Source organism: Anaerotruncus colihominis (genome assembly GCF_010206195.1).
Lineage (GTDB): Bacteria > Bacillota > Clostridia > Oscillospirales > Ruminococcaceae > Anaerotruncus > Anaerotruncus colihominis_A.
Genome location: NZ_VIQT01000009.1, coordinates 1 through 14,404 on the forward strand (window position 1 = coordinate 1; position 14,404 = coordinate 14,404).

Here is a 14,404-nt window from a genome sequence, read left to right on the forward strand (position 1 = left end):
ATTTGAAAATTTACAACGATATGGTTTTAACAAATTTGAACTAGGTCTTGTCATGAAATTTCAGGAAATATCAAAAATAAAAAAGCTGTTGGACTTAGCAGAAAAAATGGAGCAAAGCAAAGCCGCTGTGCGGAAGCCGACGGAAACCTTTTTACATATAATGAATGAGTTCATTGAGAATGGAGAAGATGGGAAAAAAGTTGAGATAGACTCCATGGGAAGAATCTTCTTTACTACAAAATATAGCAATAATCCGATCAGCATTCAAAATCTCTCCTCAGGAGAAAAGCAGCTTATTACGTTTTTTGCCAATTTGATTTTTAATGTTAAAAGCAATTCATCAGGTATTTTTGTTGTCGACGAACCGGAACTTTCATTACACTTATCCTGGCAGAAGATATTTGTAGAAAAAACTTTAGAATTGAACAAGAATATACAATTAATATTTGCAACACACGCTCCTGAGATTATTGGCAGAAGGCGAAACAAGATGTTTAAACTGGAAAAACAGTATGTGGGGACGGTAGAATGAGATGTGCTTTGAATCAAATGATTTGACATATTCGTTGGAGGCATCTGCCACGCGATTTGTATTCTATCAGGAGCTTAATGATATTAATCTATTTGTAGAGGATAAGGGAGCGGAATATGAATACGAATCAATATTTAAAAGACTTTTAGAGGATAAGTATTGTATCAGAGCAATTTTTTCACTGGGTGGAAAATCTAACGCGAAAAAGCTATATAGAGAGTTCGGAAATAATACAAGAGGCATTAAAAATTATTATATAGTTGATGGGGATTTTGATCGATATATAGATTCAGAGTCTATGATTCAAGATAGCTGTTTTATTTATTTAAAGGCGTATAACATAGAAAATTATTTTTTAGATGAATATGCCTGTGAACAGTTTGCAAAGAGTAGATTAAAGTGCCTGGATCATGAGGTGAAAACGAGGGTCAATTTTCTTGATTGGAGAAAAAAGATTGTGAATCAATCAAAAAAATTATTTTTATGTTATTGTTTCCTTCAGAAATATTATCCTCAAATACCAACTTGTTCAAGATCGCCTTATTTATTTATAGATAATACTACTGGATTTGAAAGAGAAGATGGGGCTTTTCAACGATATTGGGAATCTGTGTTGGAGCTGGATCCATCTGTCGAGATCAAGCTAAATGAACTGGCTTATATTTATGAAAGTGTGAATGGGGAGGACTATTTTAACCTGATTTGTGGAAAGTTCTTATTTTGCAGCCTTTATAGCTATTTGAGAGCTATTATAGGGTACAAATTTGAAAAATTGGATTTAAGGTGGTATTTATTAAATCATTTTGATATTTCAAGTCTTTTTTACGTAAAAACAGCTATTTTATCTGATTTTGTGCATAAAGAACCAATTGCTGTTGGATAAGACTTTGTGCAGTAATAGTGTGTTTTTCGTATAGTCTAAATATTGTCGTTATACTTTGAGTCTAGATGTTAGGCATATGGGCTAAGACGCTGGTTTTTCCAGCGTCTTTATTTTTGTATTCAAAAAAGGTGGTTTTACAAGCTGCATGTAGTTCTGTGTAAGCTGACCTGACTGGTATTGCAAATGCCATAGTTTGTTCTTCGGGAAATATAGAAGGTAAATATTCCCGTTTTCTGCGTTCTGAATCTGGGAGTTATTTCAACATGATTAGTCCCTTGAAAAACTTTTATGTCACAGCTCTATCACTTGATAATTGTCTCAGAAGGAAAATTCTCACTCCAGTCAAACAAAGCCTTCGATTTGTGCTGGCGGACATATTTTTCCACCTCTTTGTACATTTTCTTTTCAATCATGGAAAGGATCATCAAATGTTCTTGATAGGAAGAGACCATGCGCTGCGGCGTAACGGAGAAAACCCGAGTTGTAAAATGCCATTTATCCCAAACCTTATGGATCAAATCCAAAAGATCTGCATTTAGGGCAGTATAACGGCAATCTCTCTATGACCGTATCCTGCCACAATTTAATTCGCGTCTTATGGTTGCAGACAGGGCATAAGAGCCACTGTTCCTGTGCATTGTGCATGGTATTGTTCTCCCTGTTTCAATCAATCCGCTGTATGGTTATCGGCATTTCTTTTTTATCCATATGGTTCTTTAGGATAACCGCTAACAATGCAGATAAAATCCTCGCAAAAACCGTACTCCACCAAATCATTACCTGTCCGCCGAACAAAGGCGGCAGAATAAGCATAAGCACTAACATAAACAGTGGTTCAATGAAAGTCAAAACATAGGAGAACGTGCTTTTTTCTGTGGCATAAAAACTCGCGGTCGTGATGCGGAGAATTGTAACAAAGGGTACGGAAACTAAAAAGACAGGCATTATTTTTGCAATTTCCGTATTCACGAAATCTGACGCTCCAAACAATGCGCCGAGGCTTCCCTTTGTCAAATACATAATGACGCAGCCAATTAAGGACAGAAACATTGCAAATCCATATGCCATTTTCCTTGTGTTTATCAGCTTGTCAAAATTTTTCTCGCCATAATGTTTACTGAGTAACGGCTGGCTTCCGTCGCCTACTCCCTGTAGTATCAGATAGATAATGCAGATAACATATGCAATACACGCATAGGTAGCGATTGCCGACTCCCCGCCGTAGGACATGGAGAAGCGGTTTATAATCTACAAGGAGGTCTGCAAAGATTTTTTATACAAATTCTAATAATTTATAGGCGTTTTTGTTCCTTTTTATTTACTCTCCGGCACTCTCTGAAACCAGTATTTCCACATGTTCCACGTCTGTCTGTGGTTATTTATGTGGTCAAGAAAATCGGTGCACCGAAAGAGACCCTTCACAAACACAACGAAGTACTGTGTAATACGCTCGATTTTCACCCCTGTATTTCTCCGTTTATCCTTATCGACTTTCGTCTCCTGTTTCGATATTGTGTCACTTGCGAAACCTACGCAAAATACAGAAATATGGTGACTTTCTCGCCGTCATAATCAATAGATCGGGCCGCGTCATTTGAAATCTTCAGACTGTCAACGCCATCCCTGCCGCATAGATAAACGCATTCGGAATCCATACGGTTGATGAAATACAGCCCTTGATCTGTCAGGCGGAAGTCAGAGGCAACCATATTCCGAAACGGTCTTGCCTTGTGGGTCCTGGTGTCATACGCCGTCAGCAGAGAATCTTCGTTGATGAAATAGATCGTCCGCCCGTCAAAGGCGATATTTCCTTTTGTGGGGATGTTTAGCATTTGCGTTCGCTGGCTCGTCCTGCCTACTTCCGTAATCCCATCATTCGTAATGAAAAAGAAACTGTTGTTGTTCAAGAAAAAGCCGTAACAGTATTGCAGAAACATCCAGGTATCCCCCACGGTATAGTCAATTCCCAGCAGAGATCGCCCACTATCCGTTATTTTCTCAAAAATAACCTGTTCTTCAAAGGTTTCTGTATGAAACTGGACGATGGACACTTGGGTAGCTGTGCTGTTATAGCTGCCAACCCGATCCACATACTGATCTGTGCGGGAGGTCATATAGTAAATATACGGGGCATCCATATAAACGGCCTTGATGGATTCTCCGTCCGAAAAGACCCCAAACAGCGGAGAGAGGGCCAAATCCGTCAAAGCGCCGGTTGCCCGGTTCTCCAGAGAGTATGTCCGCGTCTGATCGTCGAATATCACGCTGTAAGTTTCCGACACACTTTGCGAAGATGAATTGAATATCCCGTTTGTGGATTCTTTGGCAGAGCAGCCGGACAGCGAGAGCAAAACCAGCAGGCAGAGCACAGCGGCCCCGCAGCCTTTGACGGGCTTTCTTCCAGCTTGCCAGTAGTTTGTGTTTTGCCGCAGAACCCACCATACCATGAGGGCGCAGCACACAGCGGACAGTCCGAGCAGGACCAGCAGCTCCTGGGGGGACCGCTCTGAAAAAGTAACAATGGGTTCACCTGTCAGCGAATCCTCCACAAAGGAGGCCCCCTCCAGAAAGCCGCTTGTCAGCAGGAACGGCAGGGGCAGCGGCAAGCGGTAACAAATCTGTCTGGACAGGCCAATGTAGGGAATCAAGGTGGATGCCACTCCAATCACCACCGTTAAAGCGTATTTCTTCACCAAAACAGAGGTAAAGAGCAGCAGGGCGGCGAGGTATACCGAACCAAAACAGCGCAGGGCAGTCAGAATCAGATACGCGGCCAGCAGGGAGACATTTTTTGTACTGCCCCCGAAACTGGCGATACTCTGAACAGGGTACTCCCCGTGGGGCAGACCATATTTCATCCCGAAGAATACAAAACGAATCAGGGCCAGCCCTCCGCAGAGAGCGAACACGGCGCAGAGGGTCATTACAGCCTTGCTTCTGGCACTTTTGCGGCTCTGCGGAGCCGTCCGCAAAAGCGCGTCCATCTGGCAGCTATACTCCGAGCAAAAAACCGTAGCTGCCAAAATCAAAATGACAAGGAACAGCGGGAAGTCCAGCGTTTGGGAGGAAAACAGCCCCGCCCAGCCGTTTGTGTTCAGAAAGTAACGGTTGCTGGTGTTCTCGCAGACATATAAATATTGCCGGTACGCGGCTTCAAAGCCATGCTCATGGGCCAAAACCGTGTTGACCTCCGCGATCTGCCGCTCATACTGTTTCGCTGTGATCTGGCCGCTGTAATAGCTTTCCTGGGACCCGGAGCGGGCATAGCGGGCCTCTGTGATGGCCTGGGCCTCCTGTTCCAGCCAAGCGGCCTTTTCCTCTGTGTACGCCCCGTCCAGCCGTTCCAGATACCACTCGTATTCCTCGCGGTATTCTTCCATCGCGCTGTTCTGCGGCCTGTCGGTTGCGGCCAGCCAAACCGTACTGACCAGGAGCGCAGCCAGGATATAGCATAGGCCCCGCTGGTAAATCATCAGTTTTTTCCATTCATAAGAGAAAACGCTCATTTTGCCCTCCGGACACAGCGGTGACAGTTTTCCGCTGACAGAAAATAGATTGCAGCTACAAGCACAAGGCCCGCGATCAGAGCAAACCATATTGCGGCCTGCCAAGTCAAGACGGGGAATCCGCCCAGGTTTACAAACTCCGTTTTGCCCAGGAGAACACGGGTTGTCAGCAGAGAATAAGGGTTCAGCACCTTTGTCCAGAAGAAATTGGAGTAGGCGCAGGCGGCTCCGCTGACAATCAGCGCCATACAGAGGGCAAAGTCGATGACAAAGGGGAGCAGGGCATTTTTCCAGAACATCGAAACCAAAAGCCAGAGCATCCCGATCACCCATATGCCAGCGCATTTGAGCGCCGCAGACAGGAGGACATACTGAAAAATGCTGATATTGACGGAGCCTTCAGCAAAGTTTGGAATTGCGAACACCGGCAGGGCCAGCCCTTCCAAGGTCTGAAAGGAGGCCGCAAAACCAATCAGGTCAAGGAGAGAAAACCACAACGAGGTCAGGAGCAGAAACAGGGTGGCCGCGAGGATTTTTGCCAGGACGGTTTTTCTGCCGCCGTTGGGGCTTACCAACAGCAACATATCCATCTGTGTCTCCCGCTCGCTTACAAAGGTTCCAATAATCCCATAGAGGCAGAGCAGAAGGGTCAGGACAATGGAAAAATCATAGTTCAGATAGTAATTGCACATTTCCCGGTAGGCAAAGGCGGGGATGGTGCGGCCAGCATAAAGGTTATAGATCGCGCCGCTCTCCCTCTGCTGATAGACCGCTCCCAGTTCCCCATAGAGCGCGGCGCTTTGCCGCGCTCTATTTGCCACTTGTTCCGACTGGCCGCTGTACTCATAGAAATACTGCATAGGCTGCACAAAATACTTGTCCAGCAGGTTCCTGTCGCTGTACAGGTTCCCGGTCATCGTGTTGGGGTCATCAGTGGCGGTGCTTGCGGTCATATCTGACGTAGCCTCCACAAGAGGCTGATAGACCGAAAGCAGGTGTTCAATCTTCTCCGGGGTAATCTCACCACGGTATTCCTCGTAAAGCTGCCAATGGAGCGTGTGCCAGCTTCGCTCCCCGTTCCCATCTGCCAAATAGGAGTAGGATTTGTATTCGCCATAGATTTTGAACAGGTTGGCGAGGCTGAACACCACAAAGAGCGCCAGGATAGAGCGTTTACAGAACTGCTTGATAAACTCATACCGTATCAGACGTATCATGGCGCTCCCCCCTGCAATATCGTCAAACAACGCGAAAAACAGCCTTGCTGTTTTTCAGACGGGCAGAGCCCGTCCGCGCGTGAAACACGCTGTGTTTGACGATGAAATCCAAACCAGGGCCGCTGAAAACGGCCTGCTGCGGCCTTTACGCCGCAGCGCATGAAAAAGATCAATATCTTTTTCATGCCGTTTGATTATAGTACAAGAACACATCCTCCAGGTTGGGCTGGACAGGCTGTGCGGTCTTGATCGGGCATCCATCGGTGGCAATGCGGAGGGTAAACTGTCCGCCCTCCTGCTTCATATTGCTGACGCAGTACATATCGGTCAGCAGCGCGGCACTTTCGGCCCCGGCGGTCACATTCCACACCTTGCCCTCAATGTTCCGTTCCAGGGCGGCGGGCGTTCCCTGCATGAGAAGCGTCCCCTGTTTCAGCAGCAGGATTTCCCGTGCGATGCACTCAACATCTGAAACGATGTGGGTTGCCAGCAGGATCGTCCGGCCCTGGGCAAACCGGGAAATCAGGTTCCGAAACCGTATCCTCTCGCTGGGATCAAGACCGGCGGTAGGCTCGTCCAGAATCAGAATTTTGGGGTCGGACAGCATGGCCTGCACAATGCCGACGCGCTGACGCATACCGCCGGAGAGCGCACCGATTTTCTTGTCCTGTGCGTCCGTCAGGTTCACCGTGGCAAGCAGCTCCGCAACCCGGTCTTGCGCTTCATGGATGGGAATGTCTTTCAGCGCACACATATAGAACAGAAAATCCTTGACGGTAAAATCCCGGTAAAAAATAGGGTACTGCGGCATATAGCCGATTTGGGACAGGAACACTTTGCCCAGCGTCCGCACATCCTGACCGTCCACCCGGATCGTGCCGCTGTCCCCGTGCAGGATGCCCACAAAGGTATTGATGAGCGTGGTTTTTCCGGCCCCGTTTTCACCCAGCAGGCCGTACACGCCCTCGCTCAACGTGGCGGTAAAGTTTTTCAGCGCATACTTGCTTTTGTACTGCTTCGATACCCTTTCAAATATGATTTCCATGTTATTCTCCAAAGGTAAATGTAGATACCAGCGTATCAACTTCGCTGATACTGCCTCCAAGAACGACTACGGCGGTTTTGGCCCCGTCTAAAAGGTAAATCCTGGGGATGCGGTTGAAATATGTGGGGTCGGAGTTCTCGATCACTTCGGTGGCAACCAATTCACCGGAGGCCACATCATAGACGCGAACAGTCAGATCATCGCCCAGAACGACGGTTGCAACATAGTTTCCCTGCTCCGAGCTGTACACGCCATCTTTGCCCTCGCCGCTGCCAGAGAAAGAAAGCGTATTGGTGCTGCCTGCTGCCCGGTCCACCCAAAGCAGCGTTCCATCGGCCTGGGTAAAGGTCTGCGGGAAAAACAACCGGCTGACGCTGCTCTGGATTTCTTCCATATCATAGCCGGACGGCTTCGTGAGCTTCAAACCGCTGCCATCCACGGCGATGCTCCCATAGATGGAAAAGCTGTCCTCGCCGTCTACTGCGGGAATTGAGTTTCCACTGCCATAAAATACGATCTGGCTGTTATCCTGGGCAAACGCGGCGCCGTTCAGCATGGAAATTCCAATGCTGGCTGTTCCGGCGTTTTGGGTCAAGTCCAGGAGGGTAGTCAGGCTCCCGCTTTCTAGGTCATACAGATACAGCCCGCCCATGCCTGTGAAAGCCAGCTTCTTTCCATCTGTGGAGGCCGCTACGCCCCCGGATTCGCTGAAAACAAAATCTCCCTGCAAAAGCTCATTCACCGTAATCTCCTTGTTCAAAGAGAGGGAACAGTCATAGATGTACGCCATCATGCCGTCATCTCCCATGCCGGACAGGACGTAGCCCCCGTCAATGGCCTGGGCTTCAAAGTCGCCCAGGGGCGCTTCTGCGGTGGCCAGCACCGAGGAAGTCCCGGTGTCGTAGAGGTACAGCTTATCCGCCAGCACAAGGAGCGTTCCGTTCCCGGCATAGGCGCAGCTCTGGAGCTTGCCGCCAAACAGGGCGGGGTCGAAGGTGCAGGAGGAGGGGGACTGTCCCGGCTGACCGCCAGAGGTGGGAACAGAAACCACGGGAGTGTCGGAGGGAGCGCTTCCCGAAACCGCAGGGGCAGGGGCATCCGTCTTACCGCAGGCGGACAACGCCAGGGTAAAAAGCAGCGCCAATGTGATGCAAAATGTCTTTTTCATGTTCAGTTCTCCTTATACAATAAAATAGAATTGGTCTTAAAGAACGGGGCGGAGACTCCGTCCTGGGGGACGGCCACACAGTAGAAGGTGTGAAACTGCCCCAGCTTGTCCGGGTCGATCACGGCCTCAAGCTCCATGACGCCGCCCTTGTTCAAGGTAATGGAGCAGAAAGTGCTTTCGTCAAGTTTCACCGGCTGATGATCCAGAAAGAAAGCGATGCTGTAACTTGTCCCGGCTGTGCCGCACATGGTAAATCGCAGGGGAACGAGGGCGGAGACCCGCAGGTTGTCATAGGTGATGCCGCCGTCACAGGAGAATGTGTAATAGATTCCGCTGTCCAGCGTGTCCATGCTCACACCGCCCCAGCCGTATTTTGGAAGTTCGTTTTCTACATACTGCGCTGTGACCTTTTCCTCCCGCACTTCGCATTGTGAAAAGATTTCCCGGACAGGCGTAGCGTCCGAACGGGCGACGGGTGCGTCCGCGTTGAATTTCAATTCAACACGGGAATCCAGCGTCTTATGATACCAGCCATAGCTGGAGGTGGATTCCATATCCGGCTGGAAGTCCGGGTTGGTGATGCTCACCACGGTCAAGGCCAGCGTATCGCCGGTACTGCCGGACACAGGCTCAAAGAGGAAAGAAAAGCTCTGGTCCTCCCCTGCGGGAAAGCTGTGGCAATACTCATACTCCGCTGTGGTATCGTTCACCTTGTAGGGCTGGGGTTGGCCGTCCAGAAACAGGAGAAATCCAACGGTATCCATCTTGCCAGTGAGGGAAAACTGGTACTCCAGCCGAAACTCGCCGCCGTCATAGGGAAATGGCAGGCACTCCCCTCTCTCGGAGAAATTGGGCGCAGCGGCCTTGTGGGTGAGCATCCCCAGAAATCCGGCATCCTCCTCCGCCGCCTCAAATGGATTTGCGGCGGCAGCCTGTGACAGTGGGGGCGTACTGTCTGGAATGGCATAGTTCCCGCAGGCGGCGAGGGATAAAAGTGCGCCGCACATCAGGGGAACAGCGATCCATCGTTTTCGCATAAATGGCCTCCTTTGCTTTGATGGATTAAGCATAGCGGGCAAAAGTCAAAATTCGGTCAAGAAAAGTGAAATGCCGCCCAAAAAACTTGGGCGACATCCGGGGGAAATAGTTTTTATCATGTGGATTGTTCAATCTTGATAGAGGCTTTCACGCAGGCCCCGTGGGGCTTCATATTTGATAGTTCTATCGTGCCACCATGTTTTTGGCACAGCACCCGGCTCACGGCAAGCCCCAGCCCCAGGTGCTGGCCTGAGGTATCTTCGGAGTAGAACAAAGCGGTTTTCTTTTTCAGCAGCTTATCCGAAAAGCCCGGCCCGTCATCGGCCACGGTGGCCGACAGGATTCCACGCTCCAGACAAAAAGTAAGTCCAATTTCCCGCTCTGCAAAACGGAGGGCATTGGAGATCAGATTTTCCAGAACACGGTACAACAGCTCCCCGTCAAAGACGGCCCTGCCCTTCAGCACATGGAGGTCACAGGAAAAACGCACCTCAGTATTCTGAAACAGGATAGATAGAGAATCCACCATGTGCTGTAAAAAATCAGGAAGTCCCACTTCTTTGCGATGAACTTCTGTTTCTTCGATAGCGCCCAGGTCGCGCATGGTATCGGTATAGCGTCCCATACGCTCTGCGGTGATGCCGAGATTGGAGAGCGCCTTTTCCAGTTTTTCCTCCGTCAAGGTTCCGCCCCGGCTGTTCTCCTGCAAATATTCCACATAGCCGGTCATGATGGCGATGGGGTTACGCAGATCGTGGGCCACGGATGCCTGTAATGCGCGGCGTTCCTCCAACATACTCCACATCTGACGGTTATTTTCATACAAGGTTTGCCGCATTTTCTCAAAGGCGGCACAGAGCTGGCCCAATTCATCCTGTCCATCAAAGGTGATCTGAAAGTTCAAATCCCGGTCTTGAATGTACGTGGTGGCATCCATCAGGACAGTGATCGGCGGCTCCAGTACCCTGCGATAAAACCACCACGCGCACAGAGTAATTCCAATCACAGCAAACAGGAGCGGCAGCAGTACCATACAAATCTGTGAAGCGCGGTAGGCCGTTCGCGCTTTAGGGGAAAGCATGGAGTAGCTGGATTCAATGTGCTCTATCCTGTAACTCGTCTGTCCCGGACTCTCGCTGTGTTCCTGGCTGTCCGCTACCAGTTGGCCAAATGGCTCTGGCGAGCCATCAAGGACATACCTCATCTTTGCCTCTGTGACTGTACCATCCGGGGCGGTTGTCTGCTGCGTCAGCCAGACCTCATTGGAATCGGGGAGAATATGCTTTTGAAAGCGGTAACAGCCGAAAATCGCAAGGCCGCTGCACAGAAACACAATTGACATAGTAACCGCCACAGCCTTCATAAAAGAGCGTTTCAGGGATTGCCTTTTTATTTTTTCCATCGGTAGCCCATCCCCCAAACTGTTTCGATGTACTCACTTCCGCTGGCCTGCATGAGCTTTGCGCGGATTTTACGGATATGCTCTTTAATCACGTTACTGTCGCCCTCTGCGTCATAGCCCCATACCGCCTCATAGATGTGCTCTTTGTCAAAGACCTGATTGGGGTTCGAGGACAGAAATTCGATGATGTCAAATTCTCTCTTGGAAAAGGAAAGCTCCTGTTCGTTCCAAAATACTTTCCTGTCGGAGAGGTTGATAATCAGCCCCTGGGAGGTCGCGATCTCCGGCGGGCGGCTGTTCCGCTCGTCCCGGCGCAGATGAGCCTCAATGCGGGCAATCAATTCCTGCAAGCCGAAAGGCTTGGTGATATAGTCGTCCCCTCCGGCCCGCAGACCGTTGACCTTATCCTGCTCTGTGATCCGCGCCGTCAGGAACAGGATAGGGCAAACGATATGATTCCGAATGACCTTGCACAGCTCCAACCCATCCATCCCCGGCATATTGATGTCCAGAAGGATAAGGTTTGGCTTTGTATTCAGCTTCGCCAAGGCTTCATCGCTGCTGTTGGCTACGGAAACTGTATAGCCGTGATCCTGCAAATGGGTTGAAAGCAATTCGGTCAGGATTGATTCATCATCAACGATCAAAATTCTGTATGCCATGCGAACACCTCCGGTCTTTTTCATCATATAGGGAGAAAGTCAAAATTTGGTCAAGAATAAAACTCAACGGCATATTTCAATTATATACTGTGGAGCGTCAAGCATCAATTGTGCAAATAAGGCCCCTTATAATTATGTACCCGCCGCCAGAAATGGCGGCAGGTTTTGCTCACCCCGTTACTCCTTCACTTCCCGTTCTCAAAATCAGCAGCAGGCTCGTAGTGCCCAAAGAGAAATTCGTGGAGTGGATGTCGCAGCACACCCAGGGAGGTGCAGATTGAAATACAACACCGTGGCCCAGTGGTCAGAATTTTCACTTTTTGCTGTGGCAGGTGACCGATATCAGAAAATTCAGAGAGAAAACCGCCATGTTCCGCCTTCCTGCAAGGTGGCCGTCACAGGTGGTTTTCAGAGATTTTGCGGAAATCAGCGCGGGGGTCATTTTTTACCCCCTGGAGTCAAGTCAGGGGTCAGTTTTTCCTCTGCCCTTACAGTCGCCGCAATACTGGCGGGTCCAGGCGGGGATATGTGCAAGGATCTGCGCCAACCAAGAGTGGAGACTTCAGAGAGCAAAAATGCCAAGCGGCATGTTGCCACTCAGCATAAACTCAGAACCAAGATCGTCAGTCCATCCGCAGATGCTCAATCGTCTGCTCAAAAAAGTCAACCAGCTGATCCATGACGCCTCACGCTGAGTAGATCGTAGTGATTATGAGCGCATCTGGGTCTACAGAACTCCAGTCAAGATCATATCCAAGGCTGCGAATCCACTGGGCAAAAAGACACTCTGCGCTCTGCCGTTGCCTCATCAAGTGGGTATCAGTGCTCTCCTCTGCGGGAAGTAACATGAGTCAGGTACTGCTCCAGTGTAATTTCGCCGGCGAGCAATTTCCGGCACAGTTCCTTGCAGACCTCCGTAACAGAGAGTCCCTCCATATCTGCAGAGAAACCTCTGCAGCTTCAATAGAACGCTCAATAGAATGCGGCATCTATCACACCTCCACCGGATCAAAAGTTATCGTGCGTATTGTAGCACAAATGGTGAACAGCTGCAAACTGAAAATTACCTCTGTCCCTATCAAATTCTGCGCCGCAAAACAAAGAATAAAAGTCCTCAAAGGCGGTATTCAGATTGACCACAGACGGTTCCAGAAACTCGGGGAGAAGAGGCACATGGCCGACGGCCATGAAGCGAAGCCTCAGAACTCAGAACCAACTGATGACGATAGGATAGTTGTCAGCCGCACCACTGTCTCCAACGAAGAACAACCTATTAAATTTCTGATAATTCTGCTCAAAGTGGATGGCTATTCAACTGCGGTTAGGGTATTGTGTGTTGCTGCAAGGGAGATATTAGGGGATATAGCAAGTCCAAAGGGTGCAATCCCGATTTTAATGATAGATGCGGCTACCTTTCCAAGCTTTGAAAAAGGAATGTTCAACGTAAACTGCCTTTTGCGTAATAAATAGGCAAGCGCAATCAGCATAGTCACGCCCTGCCCGATCACCGTAGCCCATGCCGCACCAGAGGCGCCTTGCTCTAATACCCATACGAACAGGTAGTCGAGAATGATAAAGGTGGGAATTTTATACAAAGATTTTGTAAATCAGTTGGCATTTTAAAAACTTCCCCGTATTAAGAAGCAAGAAAAACTTTTTGAAGAATTTTTCTCAAATATGCAGAGGACAGTGCCTATAGGTGCTGTCCTCTGCTGCTATCTGAATACGAAATCTCCTTGTCTAAAATGCAAAGAGGGTATCTGTATCCTTGTGTCATGCGAGTAAAGGAAGTATAATATGCCTTGTTGAAATGCTTCATGGACTATAGTCATTGTGCGCCAATAGTTTGGTTTTGAAAATAGGAAGCCCTACAAAACTTGACCAAATTTTGACTTTCCCTCTATATGATGAAAAGATTGGAGGTGCTCGCATGGCATACAGACAAGACCGAGCAATCCCCATTGCGGTAATGTAGATAAGGAATCGCTTGCATTTTGTGGGACGCGGATAATAATAAAGCAGAGGCAAATCTGTGTTTTTGAATTGGAGGAACAAAATGAAAATGCATTTCCCGCCGTTTATTATGCTGGTAATATTTGAAACTGTTGCGATAACGTTATGGTTGACACAGGACAATATATTTTATTTATTTAACTTTAGCTATATTGGGATATCGATTTCGCTGGGGATGTTTCTTTACGTCAAAAAATACAAATATGCCCGCAGAGTTGCACAGCTTTTAGTCGGACTTTATATGCTCGTTTATTTGGGGATTATTTGTGGTGAAAATATGCAAATTGAGGGATTTTGGTATTATCTTTTCACAGGTGTGTTTGAAGCCGCGACAATTCATTATGCGGTTGCAAAAGTTTTTGGACCATTGCTTTTTGGCAGAGGGTGGTGTGGGTATGCCTGTTGGACTGCAATGGTGCTTGATTTTCTTCCATACAAAGTTTGTGAAACACCAAGAAAAAAGACTGGGTGGATAAGATATATTACATTTACGTTTTCTCTTATATTTGTTTCGGCGCTATTCCTTGCTCATGTTGGCAATATTGAGAAAATTATGTTTTGGGCATTTATCATAGGGAATGTTATGTATTATGTTGTTGGGATAATATTGGCTTTTGCCTTTATGGACAATCGTGCATTCTGCAAATACATATGTCCTATCACAATATTTTTGAAACCGATGAGTTATTTTTCGCTGCTCCGAATTAAATGTGATCAAAGCAAATGTATATCTTGTGGAAAATGCAAAAAAGTGTGTCCAATGGAAGTGGATGTTACAGATAATTCTCGAAAACGAAAGAACGGCACAGAATGTATTCTTTGTTTTGAGTGTGCAAAAAATTGCCCAAAGAATGCGCTATAAACCTCTGTTTTTTGTAAAAATCGCCCATCACGATGCCGCCCAAAAATTGGGCGGCATTTCGCTTTTCTTGACCGAA

Annotated in this window: 15 protein-coding genes; 4 read left to right on the forward strand and 11 right to left on the reverse strand. The window is 48.0% G+C overall.

Translation table 11 applies throughout. The features are described 5' to 3' along the window. Window positions 1-532: AAA family ATPase (locus tag FMM72_RS04180; protein ID WP_162220695.1), on the forward strand; the 532-nt coding region annotated here is incomplete at its 5' end. A gap of 1 nt (window position 533) precedes the next feature. Continuing rightward, complete coding sequence (locus FMM72_RS04185) at window positions 534-1,415, forward strand: DUF4435 domain-containing protein (protein WP_162220696.1); 882 nt, start codon at window positions 534-536, stop codon at window positions 1,413-1,415. A gap of 302 nt (window positions 1,416-1,717) precedes the next feature. On the opposite strand, the gene FMM72_RS04190 is transcribed toward FMM72_RS04185, so the two are convergent. The 10 genes from FMM72_RS04190 to FMM72_RS04235 all read right to left on the reverse strand — a co-directional run bounded on the left by FMM72_RS04190 (window position 1,718) and on the right by FMM72_RS04235 (window position 11,453). Next, window positions 1,718-1,933: a hypothetical protein gene (locus FMM72_RS04190; protein ID WP_162220692.1), complete on the reverse strand. Its 216-nt coding sequence runs from the start codon at window positions 1,931-1,933 to the stop codon at window positions 1,718-1,720. Next, window positions 1,923-2,060, reverse strand: a complete 138-nt coding sequence (locus tag FMM72_RS04195) for a cysteine-rich KTR domain-containing protein (RefSeq protein WP_162220697.1) — start codon at window positions 2,058-2,060, stop codon at window positions 1,923-1,925. The genes FMM72_RS04190 and FMM72_RS04195 overlap by 11 nt, the downstream gene beginning before the upstream one ends. 18 nt (window positions 2,061-2,078) lie before the next feature. After that, on the reverse strand, window positions 2,079-2,663 hold the full coding sequence (locus FMM72_RS04200; protein ID WP_347561259.1) for an MATE family efflux transporter: 585 nt from the start codon (window positions 2,661-2,663) through the stop codon (window positions 2,079-2,081). A gap of 281 nt (window positions 2,664-2,944) precedes the next feature. After that, a complete protein-coding gene (locus FMM72_RS04205) occupies window positions 2,945-4,921 on the reverse strand; it encodes an ABC transporter permease (protein WP_162220698.1) in 1,977 nt (658 codons plus the stop codon). Further along, a complete protein-coding gene (locus tag FMM72_RS04210) occupies window positions 4,918-6,138 on the reverse strand; it encodes an ABC transporter permease (protein ID WP_162220699.1) in 1,221 nt (406 codons plus the stop codon). Before FMM72_RS04210 ends, FMM72_RS04205 begins: the two co-directional genes overlap by 4 nt. A gap of 181 nt (window positions 6,139-6,319) precedes the next feature. Further along, complete coding sequence (locus FMM72_RS04215) at window positions 6,320-7,183, reverse strand: ATP-binding cassette domain-containing protein (protein WP_162220700.1); 864 nt, start codon at window positions 7,181-7,183, stop codon at window positions 6,320-6,322. A 1-nt stretch (window position 7,184) separates the two neighbouring features. After that, entirely contained in the window at window positions 7,185-8,351 is a 1,167-nt protein-coding gene (locus FMM72_RS04220; RefSeq protein ID WP_162220701.1) for a hypothetical protein, read from the reverse strand. Window positions 8,352-8,353: 2 nt separating this feature from the next. Then, a complete protein-coding gene (locus tag FMM72_RS04225; RefSeq protein WP_162220702.1) occupies window positions 8,354-9,388 on the reverse strand; it encodes a hypothetical protein in 1,035 nt (344 codons plus the stop codon). Window positions 9,389-9,504: 116 nt separating this feature from the next. Beyond that, window positions 9,505-10,731: a sensor histidine kinase gene (locus FMM72_RS04230; RefSeq protein ID WP_243157726.1), complete on the reverse strand. Its 1,227-nt coding sequence runs from the start codon at window positions 10,729-10,731 to the stop codon at window positions 9,505-9,507. A gap of 47 nt (window positions 10,732-10,778) precedes the next feature. Further along, a complete protein-coding gene (locus tag FMM72_RS04235) occupies window positions 10,779-11,453 on the reverse strand; it encodes a response regulator transcription factor (RefSeq protein ID WP_160208084.1) in 675 nt (224 codons plus the stop codon). A gap of 277 nt (window positions 11,454-11,730) precedes the next feature. On the opposite strand from FMM72_RS04235, the gene FMM72_RS04240 reads away from it, so the two are divergent. Then, on the forward strand, window positions 11,731-12,135 hold the full coding sequence (locus FMM72_RS04240) for a hypothetical protein (protein WP_162220704.1): 405 nt from the start codon (window positions 11,731-11,733) through the stop codon (window positions 12,133-12,135). A gap of 625 nt (window positions 12,136-12,760) precedes the next feature. On the opposite strand, the gene FMM72_RS17585 is transcribed toward FMM72_RS04240, so the two are convergent. Beyond that, window positions 12,761-13,048 carry a polysaccharide biosynthesis C-terminal domain-containing protein gene (locus FMM72_RS17585; protein WP_243157727.1) on the reverse strand — a complete coding sequence of 96 codons (288 nt, stop codon included), beginning with the start codon at window positions 13,046-13,048 and terminating at the stop codon, window positions 12,761-12,763. A gap of 461 nt (window positions 13,049-13,509) precedes the next feature. On the opposite strand from FMM72_RS17585, the gene FMM72_RS04250 reads away from it, so the two are divergent. Further along, window positions 13,510-14,328: a 4Fe-4S binding protein gene (locus FMM72_RS04250; RefSeq protein WP_162220705.1), complete on the forward strand. Its 819-nt coding sequence runs from the start codon at window positions 13,510-13,512 to the stop codon at window positions 14,326-14,328. Window positions 14,329-14,404 lie beyond the last annotated feature (76 nt).

Bases quoted from the DNA above. Each gene is read 5' to 3' on its own strand.
- FMM72_RS04185 (WP_162220696.1), top strand. From the start codon at position 534: ATGTGCTTTGAATCAAATGATTTGACATATTCGTTGGAGGCATCTGCC.
- FMM72_RS04195 (WP_162220697.1), bottom strand. From the start codon at position 2,060: ATGCACAATGCACAGGAACAGTGGCTCTTATGCCCTGTCTGCAACCAT.
- FMM72_RS04205 (WP_162220698.1), bottom strand. From the start codon at position 4,921: ATGAGCGTTTTCTCTTATGAATGGAAAAAACTGATGATTTACCAGCGG.
- FMM72_RS04210 (WP_162220699.1), bottom strand. From the start codon at position 6,138: ATGATACGTCTGATACGGTATGAGTTTATCAAGCAGTTCTGTAAACGC.
- FMM72_RS04215 (WP_162220700.1), bottom strand. From the start codon at position 7,183: ATGGAAATCATATTTGAAAGGGTATCGAAGCAGTACAAAAGCAAGTAT.
- FMM72_RS04220 (WP_162220701.1), bottom strand. From the start codon at position 8,351: ATGAAAAAGACATTTTGCATCACATTGGCGCTGCTTTTTACCCTGGCG.
- FMM72_RS04225 (WP_162220702.1), bottom strand. From the start codon at position 9,388: ATGCGAAAACGATGGATCGCTGTTCCCCTGATGTGCGGCGCACTTTTA.
- FMM72_RS04230 (WP_243157726.1), bottom strand. From the start codon at position 10,731: ATGTCAATTGTGTTTCTGTGCAGCGGCCTTGCGATTTTCGGCTGTTAC.
- FMM72_RS04235 (WP_160208084.1), bottom strand. From the start codon at position 11,453: ATGGCATACAGAATTTTGATCGTTGATGATGAATCAATCCTGACCGAA.
- FMM72_RS04250 (WP_162220705.1), top strand. From the start codon at position 13,510: ATGAAAATGCATTTCCCGCCGTTTATTATGCTGGTAATATTTGAAACT.